Annotated in this window: 4 protein-coding genes; all 4 read right to left on the bottom strand. The window is 59.6% G+C overall.

Annotated elements, in window-relative coordinates; all coding sequences use genetic code 11:
* Window positions 1-26 precede the first annotated feature (26 nt).
* Window positions 27-950 carry a protein NO VEIN domain-containing protein gene (locus tag ACIQLI_RS11465; RefSeq protein WP_400388311.1) on the bottom strand — a complete coding sequence of 308 codons (924 nt, stop codon included), beginning with the start codon at window positions 948-950 and terminating at the stop codon, window positions 27-29.
* A 171-nt stretch (window positions 951-1,121) separates the two neighbouring features.
* Window positions 1,122-3,338 carry a 3'-5' exonuclease gene (locus ACIQLI_RS11460; RefSeq protein WP_400388308.1) on the bottom strand — a complete coding sequence of 739 codons (2,217 nt, stop codon included), beginning with the start codon at window positions 3,336-3,338 and terminating at the stop codon, window positions 1,122-1,124.
* Window positions 3,338-9,697, bottom strand: a complete 6,360-nt coding sequence (locus tag ACIQLI_RS11455; protein WP_400388305.1) for a DEAD/DEAH box helicase — start codon at window positions 9,695-9,697, stop codon at window positions 3,338-3,340. The genes ACIQLI_RS11460 and ACIQLI_RS11455 overlap by 1 nt, the downstream gene beginning before the upstream one ends.
* Window positions 9,697-14,289 (bottom strand): DNA methyltransferase, encoded by a 4,593-nt coding sequence (locus ACIQLI_RS11450; protein ID WP_400388303.1) that lies wholly within the window; start codon window positions 14,287-14,289, stop codon window positions 9,697-9,699. Before ACIQLI_RS11450 ends, ACIQLI_RS11455 begins: the two co-directional genes overlap by 1 nt.

The following is a 14,289-nucleotide window of genomic DNA, read 5'->3' as shown; positions in this document are numbered from 1 at the left end:
ATGATCCGGCCCCAACCACTTCAGCCTTAGTCCAAGTAATACTCGTAGCTCAGCGGTTTCAGGTTCTCCGGCGACGGCCTCCAGTCCGGATATACGCTCATGATTCCTTCACCGGTGTCGTTGGACCCGTCGTAGTGCCGCTCCCAGGGAATTTCCGCCACCACGACCAGATCCGTCGGCTCGAACTCGTTTGCATGCGCTACTTCTTTGCGCGTCAGGATCACTTTTTGGACGTAGCCTTGGGAGCCCTCCACTTCGACGTGACGCTCTTCGCTGGCACGTTTGACTAACAAGTCGTAAGATCGGTACGCACCGACATCCTCGACGCTATAACCAGCAGCTTCATAGTGGGCGGTCGCCTGCCCGACCGCCTGCATCTCGATCGTCTTCTTCAATATGGGATCAGCACAAAAGCCGGCGTAGCGCTGCTTGACGTCGTTCTGTCCCGAAACTGGCGGAGCAACGAGCGATCGATCAAATCCACCCCAGTCGCTGTCAGGCAGTAGTCCGTGCACTCGCTTAACCACTTCGGCGGGCATCTTGAAGAGGTACCCCTGATTTTTCAACCCACTGGTGGGATGCCGCTGGAACGGAAAGTAGATGGTGAGGCGGGCTTCCGCAAATTCCCGCTCCAGCTCTTTCCTCACGTCCAGTATGTTTTCCTGATGCTGGTTCCTTAGATCGGTCAACAAGTATGGACGCGGAAGAGCCGTGTACCCGGTCAGCGGAATCGTACTTGCCGGCTTACCAAACCAGTCCCCCGCCCTCGGCTGAAGCTCTCGCGCAACAAGTGAAGCGCCATACATACCCGACTTGAATTTCATGGGGTTGTTCTTGCCCACCCAATGAAGTACGACATCACCAACCCGAACATCACGCATAAGGTCATATCTAGGTGTGTCGGGCGCAATGAGCTCGCTTCCCCACGTTTCAACATTGACCAATTCCATCCAGAAGCGTTGGGTGCTATCCCCTTGCCACCATCGTGCGTTCGCCGCCTAAGCTGTATCCACCTTCTTTTGCCCCTTTTGTCCGACGGGCATCTCCGCCCGATAACTACTTTGTACCAAATAGCTCTGACGGTTTCCGTTCAATTGAGGCAAAACCCCTGCAGCCTCAACTTAACCGTCAACCCCAAGCAAATCCGATACCTTCCCGCTCCAAGAAACCACGAGTTCGTCCCTTGCCCGCGTCGCAGCCACGTACAAGAGCGAACGCTCCTGGAGCAAAGCATCGTTGCGTTCAGCTTCGCCGAGGTCCTTCAGGGCCCACTGCATCGGCATGTTCGATTCACCGATTCCGAACAAGAGGACCTTTGCAAACTCCATCCCCTTGGCACGGTGCATGGTCATGACCACGGGACTTCCCGCGTGTATGGCTTTATCCCCAGCAATCTTTTGCGTAGCAATGCCGCGCTCCTCGAGTCCGCTAACCACAAGGTCAGCAAGCTTGCCGGAACGGACGAGAATGCCGATATTCTCCAACGACAGGCCCTGCTCGTCAGCCCAAGCCTTTACCCATTTGGCTGCGCTGTCGAGTTCCGCCGTGAGAGATGATTCCGATTCGAGCCTGGGCGCGGGACCACTGCGGGCTGAGGAGTAGTCCGAGGACTTCTCCTCCTCACCTTCAAGATCTGTGAATGCCGTCCCGGAGAGCAGATTCACAGCGAACGCGAGGTTTTGGGCAGTGGTGCGGTAATTCAGGGTAAGGCGACGTGAACGCCCGACGATCTGAATTCCGAAGCGGCTCAGAGGCACTTTCTGTCCGTATATGCGTTGATGAGAGTCTTCGGCGATGAAGAGGTCATTCGGTCCTTCGCCAACCAGCGCCCGCAGCAACAGCCAGTGCCCTGCGTGGAAGTCCTGAGCTTCGTCGACAATCACGTGGTCGAACAGATGCCCCTGCCCCGCTGACGCCTGGTAATCCAGGACCGCTGCAGCAAGTGCAGCGAGTTCGGCATAGCTGACTGCTCCCTTGGACCGGCACATCCGACGGTACGCCTCGATGACCTTCCAGACTTCCACTCGTTTCATCCGATTGAGCGCGGTTCCCCGACCTGCCCGCGAAACGGTCAGATAGGCATCCCGATCAACCACATTGTTCGCCAGAACGATAGACAGGTACTCCTGTCCGAGGAAGGAGGCATTGGCTAGTGAAGGGTCCAAACAGTGGTCAATCTGCGACAGCACTTCGTCCCATTCACTGCTTCCGGATCGATGCTTTGTATCTGCCTCGGAAACGCCCAGGACGTGCTCCAGCGCAGCCTTTTGGGAGGATAAATCGGCTTTCGACCATACCTGTGCCGCGACGGAGTCAATCCCCGAGACCGTAACTCCGGTCTGGGCGATCTTCTCGCTCTGCTTTAATGCCGGATCAAGGCGTCCGAGATTCTGTGCAAGATTCTCAGCAAGGGTTTTCGTGAAGGTCGTCAGCAAGATTCGAGAGTCGGGGTACTCATCGGCAAGGTGCTTGGCTCTATGGATTGCCACGACGGTCTTACCCGTACCTGCACCGCCGGATAATCGGAATGAACCGTTCCTATCTCGGACCGCATACTGCTGCTGAGCCGGGTGCAGGAAGACGAGCCAATCTTCAAAACTCTCGTTGTCGATCACATACTTGAGTTCGTCGGACCCTTCAGCGTAGGTGAATTCGAGTTTCGAAGCCGGGTGCTTGAGCTGAGCGGCAATCTTTTCGTCGTCGGACATCTGCGGGTCTTCCGTGTAATTGCCGATGCCGTATTCAGCCTTGACGTCGGCTAGAGACTTGCCGTTATCGAGGTCGAGCAATACTAATCCCTGCCACTCCGGAACTTGCTCGACAAGTTCCTCAAATGCTTCAACCGAATGCGCATCAATCGCCGCCGCGCCGGTTCTCTCCTGGATACCAAGCTCAGTAAGGAGGTACGACGGCGTGTACCCGGCAGCTTTTAGGCCCGTTACGTAGGCGGGCGTGGAAAGTTCCGGGATGCTACCTGTAGACGGGGCCGCTGGTTCAGTAGACGCCTCTACATGCTCACTGATGAGCTCGACGATACCGCTGACCGGGTTAACACTGAGGGTGCTCTTCTTGGCGATCTCGATCGCCTCATCGTGGTTCCAGGTGCCGATGTAGACGTAGTGCGGCTCTGCCTGAGCGTCGATCTTGAACAACACAGCCCGGTATTGCTGGTTGACTCGGCCCGTCCTTGCCCGGGAATCCTTGGAGGCCTTCATCGGTTCAATGTGAAGCCCCGGCGAGGTGTCGTCCTCCTGGAGCTTGTACAGAAAGTCAAAAACAAGCTTCTTAAGGGATCCGTCTACCTTGTTGGATCCCTTCATAAGGGTTACTGACGCCACTAGCCGTTCTCCTTCATCCCCAGGGCCACCCGGATTTCCGTCTTTTCAAGGGCCACCCACTTCCAACCTTCCGGCAGGTCGCCCTGGCCGTCGTCACCCAGGGCAAGTGCGGCGCCGAAGTTCGGCCACGCGATATCGACCGGGGTGCCATTCTCCAGCTCGTAACCCAGCTCGGGCAGCGGAATCCCTTCCACCTCGGAAAGCAGCCGGAGTGCCTCCTTCTCGACGTCGGTCGCGTACTCCATTAGCTCCAGCCATTCCGGCTCAACATGTTTGCCCAATACTTCGGGTTCAACGAGGATCGGAACCTGCGAATACATGAGGCTCACGGCGCCTATGGCGGGAACAATGTGTTTGAAGCCCAACAGATTGCTTAGGCGCAGCCATTCCCGCCAGGCATCTTTGTACTCCGGCTTAGAAACTGCCTCATCCCGTGAGTCAAGAAGAAGTACGACGGCGGTACTCGCGGCCGCGTTCGACGTGGCACCTGCGGCGAACCGTAGAGGGCCATCAACGTACATCCAGCACGGATTTGGTCCCGGTTCCGGTGTCGCAGTGGCCTCGATCATGCTGGCGTGCACGAACTCCGCCAGTCCCGCGACAGCGGACTTGAACGGCTTCGACTTGGCCGCGGCCAAGAGCGGCACGGCGTTGGAGAGGTCGCTCCAACCTTCCACGTCTGGCTCGCGGATCCACTGCCACAGTTGGGACACCGCATCCTGCTGAATTGCGCCAACGAGTGCAGGCTTCAATGGAGACTTTCCGGACTGGACCATTCCCGCGGCCTTGTCCGTAAACCAAACCGGCGGGAATAGAACGCCGTCACGCTCGAACGCATCGATATCCTCCCAAGTCACTGCCCAAGGGATCACGCCGGCGTCCCGCAGTCTCTGGCGCTTCGCAGCGTCATCGGCAACACGATTGTGCTCCGGCGAGGCATGAAACACATAGCCGTCGGTGTAAACCGCTATTCGCGGAATATCAGGATCCGCCGTCGACAGGACAAAATCTGGGCGGGTTCCGTGTATGTCCACCTGCGGTTCGAGCCACCAGATGTGCTTGGCGCCCGGTAGTCGGAACTCGACCTTGTCCGCACGGATACCTGGAGTCACTTTGATGTAGGCGCCGTACTTTGACAGCCGGTCAACGAGTGCTCTTCGGAACTTTACCTCCAGGTGCGACTCGGGCGAGGCAGCGGCCGGCGGGACAGTGGTGATGCTCCAGTCAGCGAACGTCGGCTCTTCGCCGGCGCTCGAAGGCACAAAGGCCTCGCTCCCCGCGAGTATGCCCCGCAGCAATCGCTCCGCAGATACCCGGGCCACCTGCTCGACCTGCCACGGCTTAGCAAAAGGAAGCAGACAACGGTGGCAGGCAAGACGCTCTTCTTCCCTGCATTCACAGTTGCGCACCACGGTCCAAGCAGCATGGAGCAGAGCCCAAACTTTGGCGGCCTCGGCAAACTCCGCGAGATACCCTGTTCCACCAGGCACTTTGTCGTGGAGAAGGAGGGAGACGGCGGTTCCCCCGTCTGCTGGCTCGTTAATCACCTCCGCAGCGATGTGGTCCGGCGAGCCACCAATCACTTCCCGCAGCCCCAGCAGGAGCGCTGCGGTGAGGCTAGGAAGCGCAAAGTCATCACCGAGGACCTGGGCGGACGGCAGGCGGATGGCTACCCCCTGGGTGCTCAGCACACGTGCGAGGGCTACCTCCGCTACGTTCTCGTCCTGTGACTTACGGTTCCTGCACCAAAAGCGATGCTCTTCAGGGCTGTTGGCCTTTGCGCCTTGGTCGAGTTTTCCGCAGTGGTTGCAGACACGGAACAGCGGGGCTTTCGACTCGTTTCCAGCGATAGTACGCGCGGCGGCGTTGATGGAGGCACGGCCAAGGTTCAGCCAACGCAGCTGGACCCGGTTTGCGTACTTGGCACCGAACTCGAAGTCCTCGAGGAACCACTCGTCCGTGACGTGTTCGGGGTCTATGTCCGCCGCAAGTAACGTGTTGAAGCGTTCCTTGACGCGTTGGTCGCTCCGGTCTCCAATGGCTACCTCGTCCCGCCGTACTTCCGCAGAGACATTCTTCATAACGACGACGTCGAACTGCTGGCTAACGTCAGCGATCCCGCCCAGCTTGCACCTGGCGCAAGTCTTGACCGCGCCGTGGCTGTCCACATCGGTGTTGATCCATCCGCACTCCGGGCATGCTTGCCACCGCCGGATATGGCTTCGTTGAGGGCCAAGGTCGACAGCGTCGATCTTGACCTCGAGGCCACGTGAGTAGAACGTTGCGCCGGGGGCGAGCTCGTGGATCGCGATCCCGGCCCCGCGCTGAAGCGAAATCGTTTCGGTGACGTAGTCCTGGGTCTCCACCTCCTGCCACGAGACTCCGATGTCCAGATTTACCGAGTCGTCCAGAAGCGTGTAATTGGGCAGAAGACCGTACTTCTCAAGCACAGAGATCCAGTACTCGCCGCGCAGGTCTTTGAGTTGGCCGCGGAACATGCGCTGCATGGCCCTGGCGGTCCTCGGCGCACGCTTCGCTTCTTCATCCGCGCCGTTGTGCTCGGCCATTGCATCGAGCTCAGGCAGGGACTTCTCGATCTCCTCAATGCGTACTTGGAGCTCGGCCACGTCGTCTGCCCAAAACCTCGCGGCCCGGACCGCATGCTCCGCGAGCTCGCTCGATCCGTCTTCGCGTGGGGTAGCCCATTCTCGCAACCGCTCTGCGCTGGTGTGCGACAGCAGCGAACCGAACTGCCCGAGAAAAGCGCCCAGGTATTCTTCAGCACAAGAATGCGCAGCCTCGATGAGCTCTCCAAGGAACGAACCTGGTTTGTCGTCACCGAGCGCCGCGGATGCTTTGCGGGGATGTGGTCGCCCGGCGTCACGAGCAAACCGGTCTACGATATGGGCGAGGTACTGGCGCTGAAGGATTTCCTCTGCGTCGAGAAATGTCGCCGGAGGACGGACTTGACCGTTGATTACAGAAAGAGGGTCGTGAAGCTTGGGCAAGTGTTCGCCACGACCGCGCGCGTATGCGAGCACGAGCGAGTTGCCGGTAAGACGCCCGGCGCGCCCCACACGTTGGAGATACGATGCCACGGAGGTGGGGAGCGACGCGAGCATGACGCACGAAAGGTCGCCAATGTCGATGCCCATCTCTAACGTTGGTGTCGCTACAAGTACGTTGGGGGCTTGCGGCAGCTGTATGGAGGACTTGAATTGGTCCTCCACACGAATTCGGTCCTCGTCAGGCAGGAGTGACGTGTGCTCGCTCGCTACTACTCGCTTCGGATCCCGAGTGGCGTACAGCTTGCGGTAAAAGTTGTCCTCCTCCGATTGCCGCACGAGCAGTCCGGGGCATCGGATATAGGTGCATGGGGCGCCGTCAAGTTGATCGACTACGGCAATCGTTCCAGGCGTCACGGCCCGGCACACGCTGCACGCAAGGAAGTGTTTCCCGGTACCTACGTTCTGACCGTCCGGGACGTGGAGAAGAATTCTGTCAGGAGGCAGCGCGTAGACGGTGGCGCCGTCCTTCGCTTGCACGGCTTCAAGAACACCTCTGTCCGCAAGCTCAAAGAACAGTCCCTTAGCTACGTGGCTAGCATCGGATCCGGGGAGTTTGAGACAGCGGGCAGTCCAGCGTGTGTACCAGCTTTTCGTGCTAGCGATGGGATCCATTTCCCCTGGTTCTCCCCCGCCAAGCCGCGGAAACGCGGGGGCGGAACGGCCCTTGGGGAACGCTGGCATCCCTTCATTGCGGCGACGACCGCCCCAGATTTGCCAACGCTGGTTCTTGGCATCCGCAGCCATGTACTTCTCAAGCCAGGGATGGCGGATGCCGCCCTGGGTGCGGACACGTTCCACGACGCCACGCACCCACGCGAGGAGCGCGCCGTCGTTTGAGGCGTGCTCATCTAAACCAAGGGTGTCGGGAACCGCACTCAGAGCAACACGGGCGGCAGCGACCATCGCGGCGGCCGACCCGGCGTCTGTTTCGGCGACAATGCTCCCGGTCAGCTCAAGAGTACGACCCAGCCGGGACTGCAGTCCGAATTCGATGGACGCGTCAAAGAGGACGCGCTTCTGCGCATTGCGGGTGGCGCGCAGCCGTTCCTGGGGGTTGGCCTCGGCGTCCCAGTATGCTCTGAGCTGCGGGCGATCGGCGTAGTCAGGGGCGATGAGCTGATAACGGCGAACTGGGGTCGTCGCGTCCTTCAACGTTGCGTCCACGACCTCCTGCAACGTGGCCGCTCCCCCGCCGGAAGCGGCGATGTCCAGAGCGTTTCGGAATGCAGAACGAAGGGTGAGGATGTGCGAGCGGGCTTGCACGAAGCCCGCTCGATGCGCTGCGTCCTGAACGCTGTCAGTGAAGACAAGTGCCTTCTTTTCACCGGAGTCGAGCCCGTCGGCGCCGAAGAGGTTGGAGATGCTCACGGACAGCAGCGTTGCGATAGCGCTGCCCAGGAAGCGGATGCCGTCCTTGGTTTGGCAGGCAGGGCAGTACTCGTCCTTCGACTCGTCGTCAGCATCCTGGCCCAGGAGCATGAGGACAGGAACGATCCTCCCCTCGTGGGCAGCGGCACTATCCTCAGCCGGAGGATCGCCAAGGATTGTTCGGTTGACGGTGTCGAGCCATCTGAGGCCGTCTGCGAGCCCACCTGTCTCAGCTCTGTGGGCGTCCTCATTAGGGGCATGGATGAGGGCGCGGAACCGTGGGTTGCCGGTGGCTGCCTCGCGGCGGACTTTGGAGTCGTCATTCTCGAGGTCCGCCCCGGTGGGACCGAGCACCGTGCCCCAGCCTGAGCGGCCGCAGTGGCGACAGTAGAGGGCAGGCAGATAGAGGGAAGGGTCTGTGTGGGGTCCGTCATCACCCCAGCGGTAGTGGTGATTGGCATCGATGGATTTGTCGATGCGGGAAAGCTCTCGGATCCAAAGATGCGTCTCCACGGAAATAGCTTCCCGACCCGATTCCGCCCGGACGTGGCTTAGGAGGGCTAAGAAATGAGCCATGAACTCCGTGTGCCGCTCGGCGAGGGAAGCCCTTCGGCGGGGGCCTCCGGAAGTGTTGAACTCACCGAGTACTCGCTCGGATAGGTCGGCAAGGGAGACTGCGTCACTTGCCTCAGTCAGAACAACTCGAGTGAGGGGATGGATGCGGACGGCTTGGAGGAGGTTCTCTGGCTGATAACCGAAGAGAAGCTGACAGAGCTGCTCCACAATGACAGCGTTCGGGTCCTCAGCATCGCTCCCGAGTGCAACTTCGATCGCTTTAGTTGTGGTCTCAAGGCTGGCAGCTAAGCTGACTAATTCCCTTCGAGTGTCAAAATTGTCCTGCCCTGTCCATTTGTCCACGCTGAGCCGGGCCTCGGTGACCACGGCGTCTTTCGGGAAGGTTTCGCCGAAGACTGTTTCGGCAAAACGGAGCATGGGCTCGGACTCCCCCTTGGCTCCAAGGGTCGCTGAGGTAGCTACAGGTGTGACGCGCCCGAGAGGCCGATTACGGTCATCCTCCGTTGGACCGTGCGCGACTGTCGTCAGGTCGGCAGGCCAATGGCTCTTGAGCGTCAGGCCGAGTCGCCGCAGGAGCATTGCGACGTCTGTTCCCTGGGCCCCGTCGTAGGTATGGAACTCGTCGAGCACCACGTACTGAAGCGAAGTGGCGGACTGTCGCCAGATGGGTGCATCGTCCTCGCGGAGGAGGAGCATGTCCAGCATCTTGTAATTGGTGAGAAGGATGTCCGGGGCTTCACTCCGGAAGATTTCACGAGAGTTAATGAGCCCGGCCGCGGAAACCTTGCTGCGCCTCGAACCGGCCTGCTGCCCGGTGTAAATCCCGGCAGTAATCCCGCCGAGTTCTGGGTTTTCCGTAATCATGGCAGCGAGACGCTGCGCCTGGTCATTGGCGAGTGCGTTCATCGGGTAAAGGATGACAGCCTTCATGCCCGTGACGCCCGCGGCCTTGGCCCTGAGGACATGATCGAGAATCGGGTAGAGGAACGATTCCGTCTTGCCAGAGCCAGTACCTGTAGTGACCAACGTCGGCTCAGGACGACGGAACCCGGACGTCGAGCCGCCTAAGGGCTTGGAACTCAGTCGTTCGAACGCCTTAGCCTGATGTCCGTAGGGCGTCGGCCCTTGATACCAGTCGAGGCGCTCTCGCCAACCGTCGGAGGCCGGCTCGAAAGGCAGCCGAAGCCGCACGAAGGGTCCCTTGAAGATACCGTCAGCGGGGTCCTCAAGAAATGTGTGCAGCCCGCTGCGCGCCTCACGGTCGGTGAGAGCAAAAGTGGTTGACAAGTAGTCGATCAGACCAGCCTGAAGATCTTCGACCTGATGCGTGGGGAGAAGAACAGCCATCAGCTCTTCTCCGCCAACAGCTTCTGAAAGTGTACGTAGGCCTTACGCATGTCTTCTTCACGGTCATAAGACGCAAATGGGTATTCGAAGACGTACTCCACCTGGCTCTGGGGATGGGTCCAACTGCGTTCAACGGTCGACAAGTTCTCCCCGCGTTCTCTGTACTGCCTAGCCATTTCACCAGGTATTTTACGTCCATCCGAGTCGTAAAGGTCGCTGCGTTCGTACCCGACAAGGACCGGAAACTGCGTCCGATAGATGGTGCAAAGTTCATCGGCATCAATGCCAGAAGCGAGGGCGACAAGGGCATCAAGTTCTACGAGCAGCTGTCGACGGGCGGCGTCTTTTCGAGTGGGCCACTCTGGCGTCCATGTTGCTCCGAGCACTGACTCAACTAGAGGACCATACTCCGCCGTCAAGGCTGTCAGGCGCAGAGCGCGCTCAACGATGAGAAGCCGGTAATCGTCACTCGCTAAAGTTGGGAGATTTTGAATGTTTTCGAAATTAACCTTGGATGCTGCACCAACCTTGATGAGATAGTCGGCAACCAACGACGACATCACACCGACGAGCAAGACAAGATCGTCCAGAGAGGATTCGCTACCGACAAACGCGGCTTGATATACGTTGTCCACCCCAGCCGTTCCGGGCGGGACAATTGCAGCGTGGAGCGTTCGTGCGCCTGTCACTGCGGCCATGCGACGCCAGACCGCGCGATAACGTGATCGTTGTAGGATGAGTCCTTCCTGTCCCAACCAACTGCCATAGTTGGCGTCATATCGTGGACGGTCTCCTGCAATTTGGTAGCTAGTGCGGGGGATGAAGGTCTCCGGGAGGGCCTCGAGGTCAATTTCGGTCCAGTCGAGGTTGTTCTTCATCGTGGGGTTCGGCTGCTTGGCGAACGGGTTGGCCACAGTAAAGTGCGGGCCTTGGAGGATGACGTCCTCCCACGACTCCGGGACTGCGGAGCCGACTTCAAAATAGCCCTTCTTTCGATCGGCAGTCTCATGCCAGCCGGAGGAGTACTGGAGCCCAAGTTCGCGTACGCGTGGCGCCTTGCTGAGCTTCTCGAGCACTCGGGAGCTCGCCCGGTTCACGGGGTACACCATGCGCGCACAAATCGGCGGCGTGCCCGGTTCATCAAGGATGTCCGCCCACACAGCCAAGGCCGACTCATCGACTTGGATGATGCGTTCGCTGTGCGGCCGCTGGTCCCACTTCCCTTCGTCGTCCTTGAGCCCTGGAACCTGCCCGTAGCCGTCATGCACCAACGACCGTGACACCGTATCCGGATGGTACAGGGAGGCCGCCATTTTGAATTGCGGCGCCTCCCGGCGAGAGCCGTACACGTGGACCCCGTAGGAAACGAGGTGATGGATTTCGAAAAGAGATAACTCATTAATGAATTGCCAATGTCGACGGATCCGCCTGTAGGTCTCCGACCTCAGTGCCGCAGCCTTTTTCTCAGTGAAGTGCGACTCGGGATGCAGCAGTGCGCTTGCCCCGCTTGGTGAGGAAGATCGCCATACTCGTTCCATAAACACGCGATAAAGATCCGGCTGTAGCCCCTCCAACAATGGGTACATCGTTCGGTCGCCAACAAACTCGGCCACCTGGGGCGTCTGGACCGCTACATCAACGAAGTACTCGCTCATACCCTCGAGGTCGAGAGTTGCCTCGCGCTTCTCCTTGATCTGCGCCTGTGTGGGTTTTTCGGCCAACTGCCACCAAGGGTCTCCCTCGGCCAGCAAGGCGGCTTCGTCTGAGCGTGGCCGCACCCACGGCGGATTTCCCACCTGGAGGTCGAATCCACCCACCGCAAAAACCGACGCGAATTCGAGTTCCCAATGGAAAAAGCCTTGATCCCGAGCCAGATCGTCGCACACCGCGAGCCATGGCTGTTCGACAAGTAGATCGGAGACATCCTTGACCAGCGCGAGCTGGAGGTCAGCGTGCTCGGCGTGATTCAGCTGGTCCCAATTGGCTCCAGCACCGAGAGAGCGCTGACCAGCCATCTTAGAATCTTTGCCCTGCAACCCGAGGAGTCCTTCCAGTGCGTCAAGCCACTGATCGGCGCTAGGGGGTGTCAGGCCCTTTGTCGCCTTCTCAGTTAGTGGCCAGAACCAGAGGGCGTTCCATGCGTCCATCACGCGTCGGAGTCGCCGGTGCGCTCCATTCGGGTCGTTGAGCGTTTCCTCGATTTCGGCGCGGGTGACTGAGCGAGCGTCGGCCCCAGACTCCGGTGTCACGATCGACTTCCCGAAATATTCAATCGAGCGTCGTGCCTCGGTGTTTGCAATTTCGAAGCGGCGGAGCGTGAGTTTCCAGAGCGACTCGACTCTTCGTGACAAGTTTAGGAGCCGGTCGATTTGCTGCTTGGTCGGCTTGATCCGTACCGACTTGCGCCACGTTGCAAGTGCCTTCTGGGCGTCACCCGCGAGGTCCTTGACCTCCTTCGCATCTGAGGCAGCGCCCCATCCCTGGGCGGGAAGGAGGAAGTGGTGAACACGGCCAACCACGGCGGGATCATCCCCGTCGTGCTCCAAGGCCGCGGCTAGGCCCGTGAGGGGAGCGTCATAAGGCGCCGACGTGAGCCAGGACTTGTCCCTGATCTGTGCCACAGAGTAGGTCGCACGACGCGCACCGATCAGCGAATTGCCGCGACGTAGGCGAAGTCCAAACCATGGGGCCTGCAGCCCAGCAACCATAGTGTCCAGCCAAAGCGAAACCTCGGCTAGTTCGACCGCCGTCGCGTTCAGGTCCACGCCGTGCACCTGGTGGAGGGCAATCTGTGCCTTCACCTTTTGCAGTTCTAGCGGGTACTCGTCGGCGGGAATTTTGACGTTGAGCTCCCCTTGCTTGCGCTTGAGGTACTCGGCAGCAAGTTGGCGGACAGCCTCGATGGCAAACGCCCCCGAACCCAGCGCTGGCTCGCACACGGTGAGTTTGAAGATATCGTCGGCGGGCGTCGTGGTGCCGCCCTGGTCGAGAAGCTCCTCAAGAGCCTGCGAGACAACAAACTTGGTGAGCACTTCCGGTGTGTAATAGGAAGCTGACTGCTGGCGTTCGCGGCCAGCTAGCCTGAAGACGAACGTACCCTTCTGGTGCATGACGGGCTTCCACTCACCGGTGATTTCGTCCTGAGCCTTCACGAAGTGCCGGTCCTCGATGTCCCCGGACCTATCAACTGGCACGACCCATGATCCCTTTGATGAGTCGCCGTCCTTCGCCACCTCGTGAAGGTCCTCCTGGGCTATAAAGCCCGTGTAGGACATCAGGCCTTCGTACACCGCGCCGAGCTGGTTGACACCGAGCTCCGCATAGGAGATGAAGCCTCGATCCTTCCCGCGGGCCTCCTTGCTGAGCAAGAGGTGTTCCAGGACCTTTTGCAGAGCAGCGTTGCTGAGCTTGACGTCATCGATGCTCTTTGTTGCCGTTTCAGAGAAGAGGTCAGCTTCAAGGCGTTCGAACGTCAGTGCGTTCTCGGGGTTAGGAGCGTGGTGTCCGGTGTTGACGAGCCTAAAGAGGCGGTTGAGCGATTCGTAAAGGTGAGTACCCCGTTTAGCCTTCTCCGAGGTGAGCGGGTTCAGAACCAGCTCACGGATTCGATCCAGGCCGTACCCCTGGTCATAGCGGTCGTCGCCTACGGGGATAATGCCCATCTCCGGCGATGCCTCGGCATAGAGCAGGAACAAGATTCGGTATAAGAAACGCAAGCACTGGGGAGCGAGATCTTTGCCGTCAATGTCGTTGTTCGCCAACCCCTCGGCGGTGCGCCGCACGAGTACGTCGTTGGCGATGATCTCAATCGAGAGGCGGATGCCCTCGCGAAGGTCCTTCGAGACACCGACTGTGTGTTTGACGGATGCGTCGAGGACGCTGTTCCACCAGATCTGCTCGTTCGCGTCCGGGTGGAGAGAGTCGTGTCCGAAAACGGCGAGGAAGCGGTCCAGCTCCCCGCCTCGCTTCGTGTCGTTACGCTCGACCGCGAGCAGCGCATCCGCGGCGAGATACCTGCCTTCGGCCCAGCGCTCCCCCTCGGTGACAACAAGCCAGCGCCCAGCCATGAGCACGATGAACTGTGGCTTGTCGTCCGCCTGATAAAGCTCGGATATGAGTTTGCTCGCGGAGTAGTTGATTGGTTTGTCATCGACGAGAGGCTTCTCCGGAAGCTCACCGCGGTCTTTGGACAGAGCATCCTCAAGGGCATCTGCCGGCATGGCTTCGACAAAGAGGAGCTCGCCATTGGGACTGGACCAGACATTGTGGGCCAGCATCTCCGCGCCGCTACGTTCCGACTTGAACGTGCTGCTGGGGCCATGGAACCCGAGGGCCCCACGAAGAGCGCGGTAAACTGTACGCGCCTTATTAGGGTCTTCGGCCAGGGCGGCGAGGCTGATCTGCAGCTCGCCGCGAGCCTTGGTGAACCGCTGCAGAGGGGACTCGTGCCCCTCTCTGGCGACATCATCCCACTGCTTGCGGAGCTTGATGACCTCGGCTTGGAAGGACTCGCCAGCCTTCGTAGTGTCCGTGGTGAAGTAGTGTTCGCTGACGAAGTCCTCGCCCACAATAAAGGAATCGAACGAGGGCAT

This window comes from Paenarthrobacter sp. NPDC091669, assembly GCF_044756725.1.
GTDB classification, from domain to species: Bacteria; Actinomycetota; Actinomycetes; order Actinomycetales; family Micrococcaceae; genus Arthrobacter; species Arthrobacter bambusae_C.
Note: the sequence above shows the minus strand (reverse complement) of the source record. Positions and strands in the feature narration are given on the sequence as shown.